At 63.3% G+C, this 19791-nt stretch carries 21 protein-coding genes; 12 read left to right on the top strand and 9 right to left on the bottom strand.

All coding sequences use genetic code 11. The features are described 5' to 3' along the window. On the top strand, positions 1-948 hold the full coding sequence (locus X726_RS154675) for a cation diffusion facilitator family transporter (RefSeq protein ID WP_023669976.1): 948 nt from the start codon (positions 1-3) through the stop codon (positions 946-948). Between the two features lie 6 nt (positions 949-954). Here the strand turns inward: X726_RS154675 and X726_RS154680 are convergent, their stop codons facing one another. The 3 genes from X726_RS154680 to X726_RS154690 all read right to left on the bottom strand — a co-directional run bounded on the left by X726_RS154680 (position 955) and on the right by X726_RS154690 (position 2737). Next, positions 955-1341: a type II toxin-antitoxin system VapC family toxin gene (locus X726_RS154680; protein WP_023669975.1), complete on the bottom strand. Its 387-nt coding sequence runs from the start codon at positions 1339-1341 to the stop codon at positions 955-957. Then, positions 1338-1583 (bottom strand): type II toxin-antitoxin system VapB family antitoxin, encoded by a 246-nt coding sequence (gene vapB, locus X726_RS154685; protein ID WP_023669974.1) that lies wholly within the window; start codon positions 1581-1583, stop codon positions 1338-1340. The genes X726_RS154680 and vapB overlap by 4 nt, the downstream gene beginning before the upstream one ends. 65 nt (positions 1584-1648) lie before the next feature. Further along, on the bottom strand, positions 1649-2737 hold the full coding sequence (locus X726_RS154690) for a hypothetical protein (RefSeq protein WP_023669973.1): 1089 nt from the start codon (positions 2735-2737) through the stop codon (positions 1649-1651). A gap of 98 nt (positions 2738-2835) precedes the next feature. Here X726_RS154690 and X726_RS154695 point away from each other — a divergent pair, with 98 nt between their 5' ends. From X726_RS154695 to X726_RS154715, 5 genes are all read left to right on the top strand, one after another. Then, positions 2836-3264: a DsrE family protein gene (locus X726_RS154695; RefSeq protein WP_023669972.1), complete on the top strand. Its 429-nt coding sequence runs from the start codon at positions 2836-2838 to the stop codon at positions 3262-3264. A 73-nt stretch (positions 3265-3337) separates the two neighbouring features. Beyond that, the gene (locus X726_RS154700; protein ID WP_023669971.1) at positions 3338-4117 is read left to right on the top strand and encodes an SDR family oxidoreductase; all 780 of its coding nucleotides are present in this window, start codon (positions 3338-3340) and stop codon (positions 4115-4117) included. A 79-nt stretch (positions 4118-4196) separates the two neighbouring features. After that, positions 4197-4505 carry a putative quinol monooxygenase gene (locus X726_RS154705; protein ID WP_023669970.1) on the top strand — a complete coding sequence of 103 codons (309 nt, stop codon included), beginning with the start codon at positions 4197-4199 and terminating at the stop codon, positions 4503-4505. Positions 4506-4585: 80 nt separating this feature from the next. Next, complete coding sequence (locus X726_RS154710; RefSeq protein ID WP_023669969.1) at positions 4586-5674, top strand: AbrB family transcriptional regulator; 1089 nt, start codon at positions 4586-4588, stop codon at positions 5672-5674. Between the two features lie 45 nt (positions 5675-5719). Continuing rightward, positions 5720-6472: an SDR family NAD(P)-dependent oxidoreductase gene (locus X726_RS154715; RefSeq protein ID WP_023669968.1), complete on the top strand. Its 753-nt coding sequence runs from the start codon at positions 5720-5722 to the stop codon at positions 6470-6472. 53 nt (positions 6473-6525) lie between these two features. Here X726_RS154715 and X726_RS154720 read toward each other — a convergent pair whose 3' ends face one another. After that, positions 6526-7422: a LysR family transcriptional regulator gene (locus X726_RS154720; protein WP_023669967.1), complete on the bottom strand. Its 897-nt coding sequence runs from the start codon at positions 7420-7422 to the stop codon at positions 6526-6528. 146 nt (positions 7423-7568) lie between these two features. Between X726_RS154720 and X726_RS154725 the strand changes: the two genes are divergently transcribed. After that, positions 7569-9104 (top strand): MFS transporter, encoded by a 1536-nt coding sequence (locus X726_RS154725; RefSeq protein WP_023669966.1) that lies wholly within the window; start codon positions 7569-7571, stop codon positions 9102-9104. 10 nt (positions 9105-9114) lie between these two features. Here the strand turns inward: X726_RS154725 and X726_RS01000000166920 are convergent, their stop codons facing one another. The 3 genes from X726_RS01000000166920 to X726_RS154735 are packed head-to-tail and all read right to left on the bottom strand — an operon-like array spanning position 9115 to position 11371. Beyond that, entirely contained in the window at positions 9115-9423 is a 309-nt protein-coding gene (locus X726_RS01000000166920; protein WP_245272107.1) for a nuclear transport factor 2 family protein, read from the bottom strand. Further along, positions 9423-10199, bottom strand: coding sequence for an esterase family protein (locus tag X726_RS154730; protein WP_023669965.1), 777 nt, complete (start codon positions 10197-10199; stop codon positions 9423-9425). The genes X726_RS01000000166920 and X726_RS154730 overlap by 1 nt, the downstream gene beginning before the upstream one ends. Positions 10200-10204: 5 nt before the next feature. Beyond that, complete coding sequence (locus tag X726_RS154735) at positions 10205-11371, bottom strand: ATP-grasp domain-containing protein (RefSeq protein ID WP_023669964.1); 1167 nt, start codon at positions 11369-11371, stop codon at positions 10205-10207. A 482-nt stretch (positions 11372-11853) separates the two neighbouring features. On the opposite strand from X726_RS154735, the gene leuA reads away from it, so the two are divergent. The 4 genes from leuA to X726_RS154755 all read left to right on the top strand — a co-directional run bounded on the left by leuA (position 11854) and on the right by X726_RS154755 (position 17063). Next, positions 11854-13530: a 2-isopropylmalate synthase gene (leuA, locus tag X726_RS154740; RefSeq protein WP_023669962.1), complete on the top strand. Its 1677-nt coding sequence runs from the start codon at positions 11854-11856 to the stop codon at positions 13528-13530. 154 nt (positions 13531-13684) lie between these two features. Then, the gene (locus X726_RS154745; protein WP_023669961.1) at positions 13685-15454 is read left to right on the top strand and encodes a hypothetical protein; all 1770 of its coding nucleotides are present in this window, start codon (positions 13685-13687) and stop codon (positions 15452-15454) included. Positions 15455-15557: 103 nt separating this feature from the next. Continuing rightward, positions 15558-16361, top strand: a complete 804-nt coding sequence (locus X726_RS154750; protein WP_023669960.1) for an alpha/beta fold hydrolase — start codon at positions 15558-15560, stop codon at positions 16359-16361. Between the two features lie 84 nt (positions 16362-16445). After that, positions 16446-17063 (top strand): hypothetical protein, encoded by a 618-nt coding sequence (locus X726_RS154755; RefSeq protein ID WP_023669959.1) that lies wholly within the window; start codon positions 16446-16448, stop codon positions 17061-17063. On the opposite strand, the gene X726_RS154760 is transcribed toward X726_RS154755, so the two are convergent. After that, positions 17064-18065: a metallophosphoesterase gene (locus tag X726_RS154760; RefSeq protein ID WP_023725001.1), complete on the bottom strand. Its 1002-nt coding sequence runs from the start codon at positions 18063-18065 to the stop codon at positions 17064-17066. Between the two features lie 71 nt (positions 18066-18136). Between X726_RS154760 and X726_RS154765 the strand changes: the two genes are divergently transcribed. Further along, positions 18137-18637 carry an NUDIX domain-containing protein gene (locus X726_RS154765; protein ID WP_031195394.1) on the top strand — a complete coding sequence of 167 codons (501 nt, stop codon included), beginning with the start codon at positions 18137-18139 and terminating at the stop codon, positions 18635-18637. A 16-nt stretch (positions 18638-18653) separates the two neighbouring features. Here X726_RS154765 and X726_RS154770 read toward each other — a convergent pair whose 3' ends face one another. Next, complete coding sequence (locus tag X726_RS154770) at positions 18654-19640, bottom strand: glutathione S-transferase family protein (protein ID WP_023669956.1); 987 nt, start codon at positions 19638-19640, stop codon at positions 18654-18656. Positions 19641-19791 lie beyond the last annotated feature (151 nt).

Genomic DNA, 19791 nt, shown 5'->3' with positions numbered 1-19791 from the left:
ATGGCGGCAACGGACAACACGGCGGCGATCGCAGCGAAGGCAGCGGCCAGGCAAAGGATCGCCAGCCTTGCCTTCTGGTCGATTGTCATCGCCTGCGTGGTGCTCGCGCTCAAGGTTGCCGCATGGTACGTCACCGGCTCCGTTGCGCTCTATTCGGATGCGCTGGAGTCGATCGTCAACGTCATAGCCTCGGCCGCCGCCTATTGGGCGGTCCTGGTCAGCTACAAGCCGGCCGACCAGGACCATCCGTTCGGCCACCACAAGGCCGAGTATTTTTCGGCGGTGCTGGAAGGCGTGCTGATCGTGCTCGCCGCGCTTTTGATCCTCAACGAGGTCTGGCGCTCCTGGCAGACGCCGACCCCGCTCGAACAACCCTGGGAGGGCTTGGCGATCAACGGCGTCGCCACCGTCATCAACGCCTTCTGGGCCTGGACGCTGATCCGCGCCGGGCGCAGCGCAAAATCACCGGCGCTGGTCGCCGACGGCCGGCACATCATGACCGACGTCGTGACCTCGGTCGGCGTCTTCGGCGGCCTCGTCGGCGCTATCCTGACCGGTTGGCAGATCCTTGATCCGGCGCTTGCCGTCATCGTCGCGCTCAACATCCTGTGGCAGGGCTGGCACGTCATCGGCTCGTCGATGAACGGGCTGATGGACCGCGCAGTGGACACGACCGAACACATGCACATTCGCGACATCATCTCGGCCAATTGCAAGGGCGCGCTGGAGGTTCATGACCTCAAGACCCGCATCGCCGGCCGCGCCACCTTCATCGAGTTCCACCTGGTCGTCGACGCCGACATGACGGTCGGCGCCAGCCACGTCATTTGCGACCGCATCGAGGACGCGCTGAAGGCCGAAATCCCCTCGGTGCGCGTCACCATCCATGTCGAACCGGACGACGAGGCGAAGCTGCCGAAAGGCACGACGGCGGTGCCGTTCGCGTGAGGCGAGTTACCACGTTTCGATAGTGAGATCTTTGATCCGCTCGAATTCGCGGATATTGCGGGTTATCAGCGCGAGGTCCCGAGCACGTGCCTGCCCGCCAATCAGCGCATCGTAGGGACCAATCGGGGTTCCCAGTGCCGCAAGCCCAGCACGAATCTCACCGGCATGTCTCGCGTCGTCTCGGTCGAATTCAAGTACCGGGAACTGCAAAGCTTCGATGCGCGCCAGATTTTGGACCTTTCGCTGGCTCTTTTCAGCGCCGTAGTACAGCTCATGCAAAACGACCGCCGAGAGAGCAAAGTCTTGTGGTGCATGCCGTTTAAGCAAAGCCAGCAGACCCTCGTCGCCCGAGATGATCGCTATGACGGCATTGGTGTCGAGCAGGTAGGTCACTTAAAGAGGTCATCCAAAGCAGGTCGATCCTGACCATCCTGACGCTCCAGCGCTCCCTGGACGAAATCGTCGTCAACCGGTGCGATGACCTGGTCGAGCCATGCCCAATCCTGCGCAAGCGGCTCCAAGATGACAGTTCGCCCATGACGACGGATCGAAACCTCGTCTGCCTCGAACCGAAACTCCTTAGGCAAGCGCACAGCTTGTGACCGGCCTGACCAGAACACCTTTGCCTTGTCCATGTGCTATCCTCAAATGAGATATAGCAAAGATATATACCATGGTAGCGTCATAGACAAGATCGAACTCAACGAGTGCAGGCCGACTGCGGCATAGCCTCCAACCGGTAGACCTTGTCATCGGACTTGGTCTTGCCATCCGCCGAGCACAGATCGACAATCGCCAGGCTGCTATTGGGGTTGGCCAGCATCAGGGTGCCGTTGGCGCCGCGCTTGAGGAAGATTTCCTTTTGCGCGATATCGCAGGAAAAGTTGCTCATCTTCGAACTGGCCGCGCAGCGCCATTGATCCGCTTCACCCTGGCAGGAATAGGTCTGCGTGACCTTCGTCCCGTTCTTCCTGGTGGTCACCGAAACGGCGACATCGGAGCCGTCGGGCCAGTTGGCGACATCGCCTGAGGCAAAGGAGGCGAGTTCGACCGGCCCGCGGAAGACCCGGATCGACTGCGTCATCTGGTCGGGATGCGAGGAGAGATGCGCGGCATCGTAATTGCGTCCGAAGCAGAAAGGCTGGTCCGGCTTCAGCCGCTCGCGCAACGGCGCACCCAGCGCCGGATCGATCGGATCGATCTTGGCGAATTCAGCCTGGCAGGTTGCGGCCGGCATCGGCTCGAGGCGGAAATTATCGTCCGCCGAGCCCAGAGCCTGCCGGTCATATTCGGCTTCGCCCAGTTCGTCTTCCGATCCGGCGTCGAGATAGAGATCGGACGAGACGTCGGTGAGGATCAGGCGGCCTTTGTCATCGAGCTTCAGCGACGCCATGGTGCGGTCGCAGTCCATGCCGCAGCGGATCGGACCTGACTTGCCGTCCTCGGACTCGTGATTGCACCAGCCGCCGGCCCATTGCGGCGCCTTGGCGCCGCGCACCGTGGTGGTGAGAAAACCGTTGTAGGAGGTGTCGGCGTTTGCCATCGGCTCTTCGTTCGGATGGCTCACCGGATCATGGCCATAGAGGAAGAAGATCCGCGCCACCTTCTGCTTTGGATGCGCCTTGAGGTGCGCCGCATCATAGACGCGGCCGAAACACGCATCAGCGCCATTCGGGCTGAGTTCGGGTAATTTAAGCGCATCGCCGGCAAGGGCCGAACTTGCAAGCGCGCCGAGCAGCACGCAGCCAAATCCAGCGCTGGCAACAACCTTCCACTTCCTGAACGCCATGTGACCCCTCCTCGCATCGACAGGACGTAACGTCAATTTATGCTAGTATCATGGCCGCAGCCACGCAATTTGCGGTGAGCGCAAGCCGAGAGGATGCCATGCGTCGACGCGACATGTTCCGGGCCAGCCTTGCCGGCGCCGCCGGCCTGTTCGGGCTGAGCCGGGCGGCCGCCGCTGAAGACAGACCGAAGGTCGCCTATCACCTCAGCGACCTCGATAAGGTCAACTTCGTGCTCGGCAACATCAACAACCACTATGAAGGCACCGGCGGCAATGTCGACATCGTGCTGGTCGTGCATGGTCCGGCCCTTGCCGGCTTCAAGTCGAAAGGCATATCGGCGGCGATCTCGGGACGCTTTGCCGGCCTCGTCCAGCAGGGCCTTGAGCCGCATGCCTGCGGCAACACCATGCAAGGCATGGAGATCACGCTTGCCGACCTGCTCGAGGGCTTCCACGCCGCCGACAAGGGCGGCGTCGTCAAGCTCGCCGAACTGCAGCGCCAGGGCTACGCCTATCTCCGGCCCTGAGCCGCCACGGGCTTGAACGTGAAGGCCATGAGAGCCTACGAAGGGTGGCCAAACAGCCCGAAGGAAAGTGCTCATGACCGCGACCACCCTCGTCATCCCCGATCTTGCCGGCAAGGCGGTGCTGGTCACCGGCGCTTCGACCGGCATCGGTGCCGCCCTTGCACTGGCCTACGCCGCCCAGAAATGCCGGGTCGCGCTGCACTACAATTCGAGCCGGAAGGCCGCAGAAACGCTGGCCAAAACCATCCGCGACAGCGGCGGTGAGGTGTTCCTGACACAGGGCGACTTCTCACAGGCAGCCGATGTCGAGCGGGTAGTCGAGGAGAGCGCCGAAAAATTCGGCCGGCTCGACGGGCTGGTCAACAATGCCGGCGGCATGCTCGGCCGCGTGCCCTATGCGGAGCAGACCGAGGCGCACTACGACGCGGTGATGGACCTCAACGCCCGCTCGGTGCTGACGGCCTCGCGCAAGGCGATGCCATGGCTGAAGAAGCAGGGCGGCTTCATCGTCAACACCTCGTCGATCGCGGCGCGCAATGGCGCTGGCGGCGGCGCCGGGCTGTACGGTTCGGCCAAGGCCTTTGTCTCCAATGTGACGCGCGGCATGGCCAAGGAACTGATCGGCTTCGGCATCCGCGTCAATGCGGTGGCGCCGGGCACCATCGCGACACCCTTCCATGAGCGCTATTCCACCGACGAGCAGATGAAGGGCATGGTCGCCACCATTCCTCAAGGGCGTGCCGGCACGGCCGAAGACTGCGTCGGCGCCTATCTGTTCTTGTCCTCCGATCTTTTGAGCGGCTACATCACCGGTCAGGTCATCGAGGTGAACGGTGGCCAGTTGATGCCGTGAGCCGGCAATTGCATACTGCGTCTCGCAACCATGCATGTCGTGCGCACGTTTGCTGAGGTTGGAAGAAAGGGGAGAGGCAATGTACGGATTGATCGGAAAGATGCGGGCGGCGCGCGGCCAGCGGGACGCGATCATGGATGTGCTGCTCGCCTCGACCGGCGCCATGCCGGGTTGCCTGAGTTATGTCATCGCCCGCGACCCGGCCGATGCCGACGCGATCTGGGTGACCGAAGTGTGGACCGACGCCGCAAGCCACAAGGCTTCGCTGCAGCTGCCGGAGGTCCAGGCAGCGATCGCCAAGGCCCGGCCGATCATCGCCGGCTTCGAATTCCAGGTCGAGACCCATCCGGCCGGCGGTTTCGGCCTGCCCGCCACCAAAAACGAGTGACATCCCAACGCGGGGTCGGGGTCGTGAATTTCTTCCGAGACAGCGTTCGCATTTTTCTCTTCCAGGTCTAAGACCCAAACATGGACTCTTCGCCAGACCAACCGGCCGTCGAACGCATGGCGGGCATGCGTCCGGTCCGACAATGGCTGGTGCTGCTGATCGTCTCGCTGCTGTTCGCCGGCGCGCTGGAATACGCCGCACTGCCGGCGGCGCTGCTGATCGGCCCGATGCTGGCGGCGATCCTTGCCGGCACCAATGGCGCCACGGTGCGCGTGCCGCGGCCGCTGTTCGCCGCCGCCCAGGCCTTGGTCGGCTGTCTGGTCGCGGCGTCGATCTCCACCGACATTTTTTCGGTGTTCTACAAGGAATGGCCGCTGGTCCTTGTCGTGGTGCTGGCGACCCTTGCGGCGTCCAGCCTGCTTGGCTGGTTGATCAGCCGCTGGCGCATCCTGCCCGGCACCACCGCGGTCTGGGGCTCGTCGCCGGGTGCTGCCACTGCCATGGTGCTGATGGCCGGTGCCTTCGGCGCCGATCAGCGCCTCGTCGCCTTCATGCAGTATCTGCGCGTCATCTTCGTCTCGATGACGGCAGCACTCGTCGCCAAGATGTGGGTCGACACTTCGGGCATCGAGGTACCAGCCATCGTCTGGTTCCCGCCGATCGAACCGGCAGCCTTTGCCGCCACGCTCGGCGTGGCGCTGGTCGGCGGCCTGCTCGGCCGGTTGTGCCGGCTGCCGTCACCCTTCTTCCTCGGCACCTTCATCATCGGCACCATCGTCCATCTCGGCTTCGGCGTGGCGATGCAATTGCCGCCATGGCTGCTGGCGCTCTCCTATGCGATGGTCGGCTGGTCGATAGGGCTGAATTTTACCCGGGCGATCCTGCGTCATGCGACACGGGCGCTGCCGCAGATCGTCGGCTCTATCGTCGTGCTGATCGCCTTTTGCGGCGGGCTAGCCTGGCTGATCAGCCACGTCCTTGGTATCGATCCGCTGACCGCCTATCTCGCGACCAGCCCCGGCGGCATGGACAGCGTCGCCATCATTGCCGCCGCCGCGCAGAACGTCGACATATCCTTCGTCATGGCCTTGCAGTCGACCCGCTTCCTGGTCGTGCTCATCGCCGGGCCGAGCATAGCGCGGCTGGTGGCGAGAGCCGTCAGGGACTGAGATTCAAATATCCAGGGAAGAGGAAAAGTGCCCATGAAACGTCGTGTGAATGCCGTCGATCTCTCAGGCCGGGTCGCCGTGGTGACCGGCGGCGCGCAAGGCATCGGCCTTGCTGTCGCCCGGCGACTGCTGTCATCGGGCGCCAGCGTCGCCATCTGGGATGTGGACGAGACCGCCATGGCGAAGGCCGTTTCCGAACTCGCCCCGCTCGGCCGGGTCGAGGGTTTGCTGTGCGATCAATCGCTGATGGAGGCCGTCGACAGCGCCGCGACCGAAACCGAGCGCTCGCTTGGTCCGGTCGATCTGCTGGTAAACAATGCCGGCATCGCCGGACCGGCAGCGACGGTGGCGGATTATGATCCTGCCGCCTGGCGCCAGATAATTGACATCGACCTCAACGGCGTCTTCTACTGCTGCAAGCGCCTGGTGCCCGGCATGATCGCGCGCAGCTACGGCCGCATCGTCAACATCGCCTCGGTCGCAGGCAAGGAAGGCAATCCGAATGCCGCCGCCTATTCCGCCGCCAAGGCCGGCGTGCTCGCGCTGACAAAATCGCTCGGTAAGGAGTTGGCTGGCCACGACATCGCCGTCAATGCGCTGACCCCATCGCCCGCCCGCACCCGCATCCTCGAACAGCTCACTGAGGCCCAGGTCGCCTACATGCTGGGCAAGGTGCCGCGAGGCCGGTTCGTCGAAGTCGAAGAGGCGGCTGCGATGATCGCCTTCATGCTATCGGACGAAAATTCCTTCACCACCGGCGCAACGTTCGATCTCTCCGGCGGCCGCGCCACCTACTGAGAAGCGCCGCTGTTCCTTGCTGTCGCCGTCGCTGTCGGCCGCGAAGGACTAATTCAAGAGCCGCTCAGCGTCGCGGCAAGCCGGTCGGGAAGAAAGTCGACGAAGGCGCGAACCTTTGGCGACAAATGGCGATTGGACGGCCAAAGCAACCGGAACTGGCCGCGGCCGTCGACATGGTCGTCCAGCACCGTGCGCAGCAGGCCGTCACGCAGCGCCTCGCGGACCAGGAAATCGGGCATCGAGCTGATGCCGAGCCCGGCCATCGTGGCGCCCTTCAGCGCCTCCGTGTTGTTGCAGGTCAGCATCGAGCGGACCTGCGGCTCGGCGCTGCCGCCGATGAACGGCCAGCCTTGCAGCTTGCCGCTGTTGGGAAAGCGGAAGCGGATGCCGTAATGGTTCACGAGATCGTCCGGGCGGCTCGGGTTGCCGTGCTGCTCGATATAGGAGGGTGCCGCACACAACAGCAGCCGGAAGGGTGCAAGCGGCCGCGCCACCAGGCGCGAATCCGGCAGGTCGCCGCTGCGGATCGCGATGTCGACGCCTTCGTCGATGAGGTCGACGATGCGGTCGTTAAAGTCGATGTCGAGTTCGATTTCGGGATAGCGCGCCATGAACTCGGACAGCACCGGGAACAGCAAATGATAGGTCACGATCGGCGTCGAAACGCGCAGCCGCCCATGCGGTGTTTCGCGGCTCCGCGACAGCATCGCCTCGGCATCGTCGATGTCGTCGAGGATGCGCCGCACCCGCTCGTTGAACAGCTTGCCCTCTTCGGTCAGGCCGATGCGGCGCGTGCTGCGCTGAAGCAACCTTACGCCGAGATCCTGCTCGAGCCTGGCGACGCTCTTGCCGACGGCCGATGCCGAGATGCCGAGCGTGCGGCCCGCAGCGATGAAGCTGCCGAACTCAGCCGTGCGGGCAAAGGCCAGGAGCCCATTGAGGCGTTCCATCGCATCTCTCCATTCGAGCGTTTCAGTCCGGTATATCTGGAGATTTAACACTATTTTTCTCGAAGTGTCGCGAGCCTACCTTCCCGTTACGACCGGCGCAGCAAGCTTGCGGCAGGCCGGCGGATCCTGGTTCAGATAGGAAATCCATGACCTCGAAGACCACAAACGGCGCGGTCGCGCCATGGCTTGTTCTGTTGTCGGTATGCCTTGCCGCCATGACAATGCCCTTGACCTTCACCGGCCCGGCCGTCGCGCTTTCCCGCATTGCGGCCGACCTCGGCGGCAGCCCGATCGCGCTCAACTGGGTGACCAACGCCTTCATGCTGACCTTCGCCGCCACCTTGATGGCATCAGGCGCGCTGGCCGACAATCATGGCCGCAAGCGGCTCTTCCTTGTTGGCCTCGCCACCTATGTGCTGGCATCGCTGGGATCGATGTTTGCCCCTGATATCGTCTGGTTCGATGTGCTCAGGGCTGCGCAAGGGCTCGGCAGTGCCGCCGCCTTTGCCGGCGGCGCCTCCGCTCTTGCCCAGGAATTCGATGGGTCATTGCGGCTGCGCGCCTTCTCCTTCCTCGGCACCAGTTTCGGCATCGGCCTCGCTTTTGGGCCGATCGCGTCGGGCCTGCTCATAGATGCTTTCGGCTGGCGATCGATCTTCGTCTTGGTGGCAGTGCTCGCGATTGCAGCCGCTTTGCTCGGCCTGCGCACCATCAGGGAATCGCGCGATCCGGATGCGACCGGCCTCGACTGGGCGGGAGCCGGCACCTTTACGATCGCGCTGGCATCGCTGACCTACGGCGTGCTGCAAGCGCCGCAGAGCGGCTGGACCGATCCGCTGGTGATCGCGCTTCTCGTGGCGGCCGCCCTTTGCTTTGCCGCTTTCGTCGTCGTCGAGCGGCGCGTGCGCCGGCCGATGCTCGATCTCTCGCTGTTCCGCTTTCCCCGCTTCGTCGGCGTCCAGTTCCTGGCGGCCGCTCCCGCCTATGGCTTCGTCGTCCTGCTGGTGCTGTTGCCGATCCGCTTCATCGGCATCGAGGGGATGAGCGAGATCAAGGCGGGGCAGTTGATGATCTGCCTGTCGGGACCGCTGTTGATCCTGCCACTGCTCGCCGGCCAGGTAGCGCGCTGGATCGCTCCGGCAACGATCTGCGGTGTCGGCCTGCTTGTGGCCGCCGGCGGCCTTGTCTGGCTGAGCCTGACACCGCCTGTCGTCGCAGCGCTGGTGGCGCCGCTGATCCTCATCGGCATCGGCATCGCCCTGCCCTGGGGGCTGATGGACGGACTTGCCGTCGGCGTCGTGCCGAAAGAGCGTGCCGGCATGGCGGTCGGCATCTTCAACACCACCCGCGTCGCTTGCGAAGGCGTGGCGCTGGCGATCGTCATGGCAGTCCTGTCGGGTTTCACGGCAGCCCAACTGGAGGCTCAGGGAACGGCATCTTCCCTGGATGCAACCGCCGCCGCGCAGCTGCTGGTGACCGGCAACATCGGCGAAGCGGCAGCCCGCTTGCCGGGTGCCGGAGCCACGGTCCTGGTCCAAGCCTATGAGATCGCGTTCGACAGGCTGCTGATCGTGCTGGCGGCAATCACCATCGTCACCGCCCTTGTCGTCTTTCTCGGCTTGCGCCGTGGATCGGCGGTGGAACACGAGACCATTGCTCTGCCGGTTTGCCAGGAAGGGTAGCTGAGCCGCGTCAGGAGATGACGAGGCTCGCTATGCGGTGGCCGTCCAGCACGAAGGTCATGTCACCCTCGCCGTTGAAGCCATTGCCTTTCACCGCAATGTGGACGCGGTAGCTGCCCTCGACCTCGGCGATGCGGACAATGCGAAGATCACGCCGATATTGTCCGACTGGTTCCAGCGCGCGATCTGCTGGCGGCCTTGGAAGGACCGCCCCCAGTCGGTCCAGGGACGCGTCGGCTGTGAACGTGTCGAGAAAGGCTTCGCTATCACCCGCATTTGTGGCCTCGATAAAGCGGCGGATGGGCTCGGGCGTGGTCATCAATCGAGCCGGTGCATCAGATCGTCATCCAGCCAGCGGCCGAAGAAATAGACCAGTTGCTTGTGCCACCATGGCCAGTCATGACTGACATCGCCGCCCCAATAGTCGACCCAGGCGGGAATGGATTTGTCGCGCAGGATCTGTTCCAGCCTGCGGGTCTCGACCAGCATCCGCTCTTCCCAGGCGCCCTGCCCGCAGCAGAAGATCATCCTCAGCGACTTCAGCCGGGCAAGCAGTTTTGGGTCTACGATGCCGGGCAGATAGTCGAGCGGCGAATTGTAGAAGATATCACCTTCCAGCGCCTTGCCGAAGAAGTCGCCCGCCGAATAGACGCCCGACAGCGCGATGACGCCGCTGGCGAGTTCGGGAAAGCGAAAGACGAAATTCGAGGAATGGTAACCGCCCATCGAGCAGCCGGTGAACAGCGGCTTCAGCTTGCGCCCGCCATTGGCTTGCTCGGCGGTCGCCAGAAACTCCGGCAGCGCCTCCTCGCGCACATATCGGAAATAAGCCTCGTGGCGACCGATGCGGTGGGTGGCGCCGGCATGCTTGTTGAAGAACGATTCCGAATCGACGCCGTCGACCGCAAACAGCTGGATGCGGCCGGTATCGATAAATTCGGAAAGCGTCCCAACCCCGCCGGAATCCTCGAACTGGTAGAACCGCCCCTGCGAGGTCGGGAACACCACCACCGGCCGGCCGGCATGGCCGTAGCGCTTGTATTCCATGTCGCGGCCGAGATTGCGGGCGAAATGCTTGTGATAGGAGATGTCCATCGCGTTCAAGCCTTTTCCGCGTGGATGTAGGCGACGGCCGCGCGCAGTGCTGCTTCGTCTTTCGAGCGCATCTGGTAGGCGTAATTTCCCATGGCGCGGCTGAAAACCTCTTCAATTGGCTGATGATGGACGATCTTGTCGCGATGCGCGGCTATCACGTCCTCATGGCTGTGCAAATAGTCGAGGCGCCGCTTGCGGCTGGCATAAGCGGTGAAATACTTGCCCTCATAAGGACCACCGGCGGCATCCTTCACCACCATGTCGGCCCAGGCCGCGTAGACGTCGATGTCGAACGTGTAGTTGATCGCATCGGTCATCCAGGCGCCGGGCGGCCGCATGTTGACCTCAAGCGCGATGACGCGGTCGTCCTTGGTTTCGAACAGCTCGATGTGGAAGAAGCGTTCGCGCACGTCGAACGCTTTGAGGATCTTGCGGCCGGCCTCTTCGATCGCCGGTCGGACCTTGGGAAAGCAGGTGTAGCTCATGTGGCGATCCTTGTTGACCACTTCCATGATGCTCTGGTCGTAGCGGTGGCTGGCCGCCAGCACCACCTCGCCGTCACGGTTGACCAGCCCATCGAAGGTCACAACCAGCCCCTCGATGAACTGCTCCATGACGAAGGTCACGTCCTCGGGCTTGTCTCTGAAAAACTGGTCAAGTTCCCTGGCGTTGGAAATCTTGAAGGTGTTCGAGGCGCCGGAACCGGAATCGGGCTTCACCACCACGGGATAGCCGACGCGGCGGATGAAGGTCATGGCGCCGGCCCGGTCGGAGCATTTGCGCTGGGCGATGGTGTCGACGCCGCTCTTGCGAAAGAATGCACGCATGCGGCTCTTGCGCTTCAAATTCTTCACGAAATCGAGCTTGGTGCCGTAGATGTTGAAGTCCGTGCGGATATTGGCCTCCAGCTCCAGCCAATGTTCGTTGAGTGACTCGAAGCGCTCGATCCGGCCCCATTTGTGGATGAAATGACCCATCGCCCGGAACACCGGATCGTAGTCCTCCATGTCGGCGATGCGGTAATATTCCGACAGGGCCGCCTTCAGCTTGCCGTCCAGCGCCTCATAAGGCGCATCGCCAATGCCCAGCACCGTAGCGCCGGCCTTTTTCAGCCGGTCGCAGAAATCGGCGCCGTTGGCGGGAAAATGCGGCGAGAAGAAAACAAAATTCACGGATGACCCCTCCGACGGCGAAGCATTGCGGCCCCGGCTACACGCAAGTCTGGCGCATTTGCCGCGCATGGGGAAGAGTGCTCGCGAGTGGTGGAATGGCAGCCCACTTGCCTGTCCATGGCGGCTCCTGTATGAACCCCGCCATGAACACGCGCGTCTCCTCCGTCGCTTCCCGTCCGACCGGCTTTGCCGGCGAGACCGTGCGCGCGCTGGCATCGACCCTGCTTCTTCTCGGCCTTATCGGCGATCGCCGGGTTCGCTGAAGGAGCGCCCGGCGGTCGAACCGCCGCTTACGCGCACGCTCCTTGGCCAGTTCAGAAATTGGCAATTCACATCAAGCGAACGAAAATCTGATAAGGCGCTGCTCGCCCTGGAATCCGTCCGAAGACCGATCCGCGAGCCGCCGGGAGAACAAGACGATGAACGCACGAGAAGACATCCGCGCCGGCGAAGCCGAAAGCGTAAAACGCGCGGCCGGCCACATGCCGGGCGCGGCCCGAAAATACCAGCCCTACCCGACGGTCGGTCTCACCGACCGCACCTGGCCCAACAAGGTCATCGACAAGGCACCGGTCTGGTGCTCGGTCGATTTGCGCGACGGCAACCAGGCGCTGATCGATCCGATGGGTCATGAGCGCAAGGCGCGCATGTTCGCCCTGCTGCTCGACATGGGTTTCAAGGAGATTGAGATAGGTTTCCCCTCGGCCTCGCAGACCGATTTCGATTTCGCCCGCTGGTGCATCGAGGAAGGCAATGTGCCGGCTGATGTTTCGCTACAGGTGCTGGTGCAGTGCCGTCCCGAACTCATCACCCGCACCTTCGAATCTCTGAAGGGCGCCACCAACCCGATCGTGCATTTCTACAATTCGACCAGCGAGTTGCAGCGTCGCGTCGTCTTCGAGAAGGATGTCGGCGGTATCAAGCGCATCGCCACCGACGCGGCCAAGATGATCACCGACATGGCGGCCAAGGCCGGCGGCGGTTATCGCTTCGAATATTCGCCGGAGAGCTTTACCGGCACCGAACTCGACGTGGCGCTGGAGATCTGCAACGCCGTCACCGAGATCGTCAGGCCGACGCCCGACAACAAGCTGATCATCAACCTGCCCTCGACGGTCGAGATGTCGACGCCCAACATCTACGCCGACCGTATCGAGTGGATGTGCCGTAACCTCGACAACCGTGAAAACTTGTTGATCTCGCTGCATCCCCACAATGACCGCGGCACCGGCATCGCCACCACCGAGCTCGGCCTGATGGCGGGTGCGGACCGCGTCGAAGGCACGCTGTTCGGCAATGGCGAGCGCACCGGCAATGTCGACATCGTGACGCTGGCGCTCAACATGTACACGCAAGGCGTCGATCCCCATCTGGATTGCTCGGACATCAACCGGATGAAGGACGTCTACGAATATTCCAACCAGCTGAAGATATCCGAACGCCATCCTTATGTCGGTGAACTGGTCTACACCGCCTTTTCCGGCTCGCACCAGGACGCCATCAACAAGGGCATGAAGGCCTTGAAGAAGGCCAACACGCCGGTCTGGGAAGTGCCCTATCTGCCGATCGATCCGGCCGATGTCGGGCGCAGCTACGAGGCGATCATCCGCATCAACTCACAGTCAGGCAAAGGCGGCATCGCCTATGTACTGCAGGCCGATTACGGCCTCAATCTGCCGCGCAACCTGCAGATCGAGTTCAGCCAGGAGATCCAGGCGATCACCGACGCCGAAGGCAAGGAAGTGCCGGCAAAACGCATCCATGACCGCTTTATCGAAACCTATGTCGACCAGCCCGGCGCACGACTGAAGTTCCTCGACCATCACACCTATCCCGATACCGAGAAAAAGGGCCGGCGCGTGGTCGAGGCGGTGATCCTCGACAACGGCAAGGAGACGACCATCGCCGGCTCCGGCACCGGCCCGATCGACGGCTTCGTCGATGCGCTGTCGCGTCATGTTGGCGTCGACATGTCGGTGCTTGATTATTCCGAACATTCGCTCCAGCGCGGCTCGAACGCCTCGGCGATTTCCTATGTCGAGATGGAATATCCCGGCGGCAAGCTGTTCGGCGCCGGCATCAACACCAACATCGTCGCCGCCTCGCTGGAAGCCGTTGTTTCGGCCGCCAACCGGATAATCGGCCGCAAGGCCGGCTGATATTTTCCCGGGCGCCGAATGTCCGGTCTTTTGTGTCAACCACCGGCAACTATCCGGTGTGTTACGCGATCGCATAACATAAGCATGCTTGTATGGAAGTGCAGGCTCTATATGATTGCGCCTCAACCTGTGCCGACTTCGAGAGGATCGACACTTGCAGCATGCCACGCCTGCCGCCCCCGCAGTGCGCGAGACACTGGAGCGACTGCTCGCCAGCGAAACGTTCGGACGTTCCGAGCGCGCGCGCAAGTTGCTGCGCTATCTTGTTGAGCGCGAGCAGGCCGGCGAAGCCGACAGGCTCAAGGGTTTCTCCATCGCCATGGACGTCTTCGGCAAGGACGGCGATTTCGATTCGTCGACCGACGCCGTTGTCCGGGTGCAGGCAGGCCGGCTGCGCGAACTTCTCCAGCATTATTTCGCCAATGAAGGCATAGCCGAACCGGTTCGCATTGCCATTCCGCGCGGCGGCTACGTGCCGTCCTATGAGCTCAACGCCATACGCCTGCCGGTTGGGCAGGAGCCGCTTGCGGCGGCGGTAGCCGCCTTGCCCGGATCGCCCGACCAGGCGGCTCTTGACGCCGTTCCCGCTGCCGCGACAGCTTCGGGGGTTACAGAACCTGGGCCTTCGCTGGCGCGCCATCTCCAGTTCTTCTGGGTCGCCATGACGCTGGTCATTCTCATGCTGGGCGTGCTCATCCTGCGCCAGGGCAGCGGCGCATTGCTTGCCAGCAGCGATCCTACCGCGGTGGTCGAGACCGCGGGCGTAACGAGCAGCATCGCATCGCCGTCGATGGAGGCCCTGCCCCTCGTCTACATCGCGGTGAAGGCCACCGGCCCCGAGGCCGGCCGCGTCGCCGCTTCGCTGCGCGCCGGCCTTGCCGGTTTCGACACGATCGACTTCATCGGCCGCGACGCCGACAGCAAGCGCGATCCGAGCACCGACCCGACCAGCTTCGTTTTCGATGTCCTGCCGGGACCAATGGCAGGTGACGTGACGCTCGAACTGCAGAGCGTGGCGACCGGCCGCGTGCTTTTGTCCCGCAGTCTGACGGCCGCCGACAGCGCACCTGGCACCGTCGAGGATCGTATCGCCGCCATCCTCAGCTCGACCGTTCCCGCCTCCGGCCCGCTCTACAGCTACATCGAACAGAACGGCATTCAGACCGGGCTGACGAGCTGCCTGATCCTCAACGACAGATACTATCTCGACCAGAGCACCAGGACGCACGAGGCCGCCTATCGCTGCCTGGACAACCTCGCCGGCCAGGGTGCGAAATCGTCGTTGGTCTATTCGGAACTGGCCTCCCTGACCCTTGAGGCCGCCACCGATCATTACGCCTATCCGCCTGGCGCGACGGTCGAACAAGCAATGTCCTTCGCCCATCGCGCCATCCAGATGGGACCGACCAGCCCCTATGCGCACCGCGCCTATGGCTACCTCAATTCGCGCCTCGGCAACACCGAGGAATCGATCCGCTGGATGCGCAAGGCCTATGAGCTCAACCCCTACGACCTCGGCATGGCTGCCGCTTACGGCTATGGCCTGATCTTTGCCGGCAAATATGCCGAGGGAACACCCATCCTGACCCATGCCGTCGAGACGTTCAGCGGCCATCCGACATGGTGGGATTTTGGGCTTTTCGCCGGGCAATTCATGCTGGGCGACATGAACAAGGCCGCGATAGCCAGCGAGTCGCTGCGCACGACGGCGATGAAATCGCATTATCTGGCGGCGCGGCTGATCGGCGCCAAGGCTGCCGGCCGCGAACAGCTGGCAGCCAAGCTTCTGGATGAGCTGACCACCAAATTCCCGAAATTCGCCGCCGATCCGCGCGCGGCCTTCGCTGAGCGCAAATATCCCGCCGATCTGACCGACCGGCTGGTTGAGGCGCTGCGCGCCGCGGGCCTCGGCAACGCCAGCTAGTCTTTCCGGATCGCGAAAACTTTACTGGCCATCGGTCTGGACTGGGAGCAATCCAGCCTCGATTCGAATTTCCTCTCCAGTCTTGCAATAATCCCACATTTTCATGGTCTCATCCCTCTATGTTGCCGAGCGGGGCGCCGGGCCGAAGACGGTCGTCCTGCTGCATGGCTTCGGTGGTTGCCATGATATCTGGCGCGAGGTGACCGCGTCGCTAGGGCCCGATGTCAGGACCTTGGCCTACGATCTTCCGGGACACGGACTGTCTCTCGAATTTCCTGGCAGCGGCCCGGCCAAAACAGCGGCGCGAGCGGTTCTCGTCGATATCGCCGCACGCGGGATAGCAAGGGTGCATGTCGCCGGTCATTCGATGGGCGGCGCGGTCGCCTCCCTGATGGCGCTTGCCGAGCCTGAAAGGATAGGCTCGCTGACGCTTCTGGCGCCGGGCGGTGTTGGCCCCGAGATCAACGGACCGCTGTTGCGCCGCTACGCCGCGGCCGCCGACAGACGGGAAATCCGCGCCTGCCTTGCCGCCATGTCGGGACCGCGAAGCCCGCCGCCCGAACGCATCGTTGGCGTCCTGGCGGACCTACGCCGTCGCCCCGGCCAGTTGCGCAAGCTGATTGAGATATCGGCCGTCATGACCAGGAACGAGCGGCAGGGGGTCATACCCCGCGAACAGCTGGACACCCTCGACATGCCGGTGATGGTGGTTTGGGGAACGGACGATCCGGTGCTGCCCTTTACCCAGGCTGATTGTCTGCCGGCGCATTTTCATATTCATCACGTGCTCGATGCCGGCCATATGCTGGTCGAGGAAGTGCCTGATGTGGTCGCCCAGGCCGTGCGCCGAAACATGGCACGCCGCGGCAGGCGCCTGCGTCCGACATTCGAGGCCGCGGCGAGCTAACTTACTTGCGCCCCGCATCTCGCCAGTGCATTTTGCCGCCGCCTGTGTTAACTCGAAATTAACCATATCAGCGAGGCGACGCCGATGAAGGACACTGGCGAAAACATCACCCCCATCGACACCTCCCGCAAACTGTCCGACGCCGTTCGCGATGTGAAAAATGCCTTCGCCGATCGCGACGATGTCGTGGTCGACATGCGCGAGGCGCACCGGATGCGGCTTGATCTGCTCGCCGCCGAGCTCGCCCCGGTCTTTGCCGACGTGCCCGCCGACATGGACAATTTCGACTTCGTCGTCTCCTCCGGCCTGCAGCCCCGCCTGTGGATCGACGCCATCAGCCATGTCGCCATGGGGCGCGACCGCCGCACCTACCGCTTTCTCAGGGATACCCGCATCGGCCGCGTCGTGCTCGCCGAATCGACCGATATGAAACCGGTCGCCGATCAGGTCACGCGCTATGTGGCGGAGCGTATCGTCGAGCGTCAGCGCATGATGGAGGGCGGTGTCGAGCCGGCCGTCGCCGACCTGAAACGCGCCGCCGTGCCGGAAGCTGAGCCGCCCTTGCAAGCAGCCGTGCCCCGCAGGGGCTGGTCGACGTTCCTTTCCGGTCTCGGCTTGGTCGCCGCCGGCGCGCTTGTTGGCCTGGCGGTGGCGGCCGCGCTGTTTTGGGATCGCCTGATGGCGATGAAGATCAGCTTCTGATCAACGATCTGGAGGCCTCGGTGTCTGCGCGCCGAGTTCAATGACCTGCAGGTCCGATGGCGGCAAGGCCGGCCCGGTCAGGCCGCGCCGCGTCAGGCGAATCAGCCAATTGCCCTTCTCCCCGTCAATATCGAGCAGATTGTACTGTGCCGCCGGGTTCTTGCTGCCTGGCGACTGCCCGGCGGCGGCGACGCCGACGACCGGAATCCTGGCGCCGCGCCCGCCGATGAAGAACAGCGACGGCAGATGCGAATGGCCGTGCAGCACGAGTTCGGCGCCATGCCTATGAACGGTCTTGTGGAAGCGGGAGATGCCGAACAGGCGCTTTTGCTGGGCGACGGCGCCGCGCACCGGCGGATGATGGATCATGATCACCCGCAACAGGCCGCGTTTGTTCGTTGCGTCGAGCACTGTCGCCAGCCTTTGCGCCTGACCTTCGAGGAAGAAGCCGTTGGCCATGAACGGCGCCGTGGCGCGCGCCGTCGAAACGCCGATCAGCGCGACATTGCCGCGTACGCGCAGATAGGGAAAAGCGTTGCGGTCGATCGGCGCAGTCACGCCGTCGCCGCTCATCCACGCCGCCCAGGAGCGGCAGACCTTGTCGAAGGCGCCCGGCACATAGGCGTCGTGGTTGCCCGGCACCACCGAGACATCCTCCGGCGAACCCAGCGTCTCAAGCCAGTGCTTGGCCATCTCGANGTCGTGGTTGCCCGGCACCACCGAGACATCCTCCGGCGAACCCAGCGTCTCAAGCCAGTGCTTGGCCATCTCGATCTCGCCGTCGAGCGCCAGATTGACCAGATCGCCGGTAACGGTGAGGTGGTCGGGTGTGCTCGCCTTCATGTCGGCGACGATGGTGTCGATGACGGCATCGTGCATATGGCGGCGGCGGTTGCGCTGCCAGTTGACGTAGCCGACGACGCGCTTGGACGCGAGTTCGCGATAGGTTACACCGGGAAGCGGCCCCAGATGGACATCGGAAATATGCGCGAGCCTGAACATCCTTCCTTCATAGGCGACGCGCTCCCCGCTTTCCACTCACTGTTTCCTGCCCATCCACGGTTTCGCTAGTCATGGCTATATCGGACCCGGAGCAGGCGTTTCGCCAGACCGGCTGGGCAGGCCTCAGGGCAAGGCTGTTCCATCTCTATTTCCTGCTGCGGCGGCCGATGACGCTGGGCGTGCGCGGCCTGATCCACGATCGCGCCTCGAACACTGTCTTCCTCATCCGCCACACCTACGTTCCCGGCTGGCAATTGCCGGGCGGGGGCGTCGAAGTCGGCGAGACGCTCGGTGAGGCGCTGGTGCGCGAACTGGCCGAGGAAGGCAACATCGCGCTGACAGCCCAGCCGGTGCTGAAATCGATGCATTTCAACCGCCGCTCCAGCCGCCGCGACCATGTCGGCCTCTATCTCATCGAAACCTTCAACCAGACCGCGCCGAAACTGCCGGACCACGAGATCGCCGAAGCAGGCTTCTTTCCGCTCGACCGCTTGCCGCATGGCACGACGCCGGCGACGCTGCGGCGGCTTGCCGAGGTTTTTGAAGGCGAGCCGGTATCGCCGTACTGGTAGGCTGTCAACCCGATGCTCACGCCGCCTGCCTGAACCGCGCCCGGTCGTGCGGCGCGCCATAGTCGAGCCCAGGCCCGACCGGCACGATGCGCGTCGGGTTGATGCTCTCGTGGCTGCCGTAATAGTGCATTTTGATGTGGTGCAGGTTCACCGTGCCGGCGATACCGGGCACCTGGTAGAGGTCGCGCAGATAGTTCGAAAGGTTCGGATAGTCGGCGATGCGGCGCAGATTGCATTTGAAATGGCCGACATAGACCGGGTCGAAACGCACCAGCGTGGTGAACAGCCGCCAGTCGGCCTCGGTGATACGCTCGCCAGTGAGATAGCGCTGTTTTGACAGTCGGCCCTCCAGCGTGTCGAGCGCCGCGAACAGCTCGCCGAACGCCTCTTCATAGGCCGCTTGCGTGGTGGCAAAGCCGGCGCGGTAGACGCCGTTGTTGACGGCTGGAAAGACCAGCGCATTGACCTTGTCGATCTCGCCGCGCAGGCCTGGCGGATAGGAATCGAGAGCGGCATCGCCCCACTCGTCGAAGGCCGAATTGAGCATGCGGATGATTTCGGCGGATTCGTTGGAGACGATGGTCTCTTCCTTCTTGTCCCACAGCACCGGCACCGAAACCCGGCCCGAATAGGCTGGATCGGCCTTGGTGTAGATTTGGTGCAGGAAGTCGAGGCCGTAGAGCGTGTCGCCGGTGGCGCCATCCTCGGCCAAAAACGTCCAGCCCTCAGCACCGAGGAAATGATGCACGACTGAAACCGGGATGATGTCTTCTAGCTTCTTCAGCGCGCGAAAGATCAGCGTGCGGTGCGCCCACGGACAGGCGAGCGAGACATAAAGATGGTAGCGTCCGGGCTCGGCCTTGAAGCCGCGCGTACGACCTTGCGCCGGCGCGCCGTCGCGCGTGATCCAGTCACGCCACTGCGTCTCGGCGCGGATGAACCTGCCGCTGCTATCGACATTGGCCGGACGGTCCTGCCATTTGCCTTCGACCAGCAATCCCATACGAAATCTCCTTGCGTGCCTTGGCCAATGTAGTCGCAAGGCGGCAATGTCGAAGCCGTCATCTGCTGAACAGAGCGTCACTCGTATGAAACGCCGGATGAAAACAGCCGATTGCAGCCGCCGGAAATTGATGCTAGCGGACACTCCGCAT

Origin of the sequence: Mesorhizobium sp. LSJC285A00, assembly GCF_000503155.1 — a bacterium.
In the GTDB taxonomy this organism is placed as follows: Bacteria; Pseudomonadota; Alphaproteobacteria; order Rhizobiales; family Rhizobiaceae; genus Mesorhizobium.
This window is presented reverse-complemented; position numbering and strand designations above follow the sequence as displayed.

Bases quoted from the DNA above. Each gene is read 5' to 3' on its own strand.
- X726_RS154690 (WP_023669973.1), bottom strand. From the start codon at position 2,737: ATGGCGTTCAGGAAGTGGAAGGTTGTTGCCAGCGCTGGATTTGGCTGC.
- X726_RS154770 (WP_023669956.1), bottom strand. From the start codon at position 19,640: ATGGGATTGCTGGTCGAAGGCAAATGGCAGGACCGTCCGGCCAATGTC.
- X726_RS154725 (WP_023669966.1), top strand. From the start codon at position 7,569: ATGACCTCGAAGACCACAAACGGCGCGGTCGCGCCATGGCTTGTTCTG.
- X726_RS154700 (WP_023669971.1), top strand. From the start codon at position 3,338: ATGACCGCGACCACCCTCGTCATCCCCGATCTTGCCGGCAAGGCGGTG.
- X726_RS154705 (WP_023669970.1), top strand. From the start codon at position 4,197: ATGTACGGATTGATCGGAAAGATGCGGGCGGCGCGCGGCCAGCGGGAC.
- X726_RS154710 (WP_023669969.1), top strand. From the start codon at position 4,586: ATGGACTCTTCGCCAGACCAACCGGCCGTCGAACGCATGGCGGGCATG.
- X726_RS154720 (WP_023669967.1), bottom strand. From the start codon at position 7,422: ATGGAACGCCTCAATGGGCTCCTGGCCTTTGCCCGCACGGCTGAGTTC.
- X726_RS154750 (WP_023669960.1), top strand. From the start codon at position 15,558: ATGGTCTCATCCCTCTATGTTGCCGAGCGGGGCGCCGGGCCGAAGACG.
- vapB (WP_023669974.1), bottom strand. From the start codon at position 1,583: ATGGACAAGGCAAAGGTGTTCTGGTCAGGCCGGTCACAAGCTGTGCGC.
- X726_RS154675 (WP_023669976.1), top strand. From the start codon at position 1: ATGGCGGCAACGGACAACACGGCGGCGATCGCAGCGAAGGCAGCGGCC.
- X726_RS01000000166920 (WP_245272107.1), bottom strand. From the start codon at position 9,423: ATGACCACGCCCGAGCCCATCCGCCGCTTTATCGAGGCCACAAATGCG.
- X726_RS154730 (WP_023669965.1), bottom strand. From the start codon at position 10,199: ATGGACATCTCCTATCACAAGCATTTCGCCCGCAATCTCGGCCGCGAC.
- X726_RS154765 (WP_031195394.1), top strand. From the start codon at position 18,137: ATGGCTATATCGGACCCGGAGCAGGCGTTTCGCCAGACCGGCTGGGCA.
- X726_RS154695 (WP_023669972.1), top strand. From the start codon at position 2,836: ATGCGTCGACGCGACATGTTCCGGGCCAGCCTTGCCGGCGCCGCCGGC.
- X726_RS154755 (WP_023669959.1), top strand. From the start codon at position 16,446: ATGAAGGACACTGGCGAAAACATCACCCCCATCGACACCTCCCGCAAA.
- leuA (WP_023669962.1), top strand. From the start codon at position 11,854: ATGCCGGGCGCGGCCCGAAAATACCAGCCCTACCCGACGGTCGGTCTC.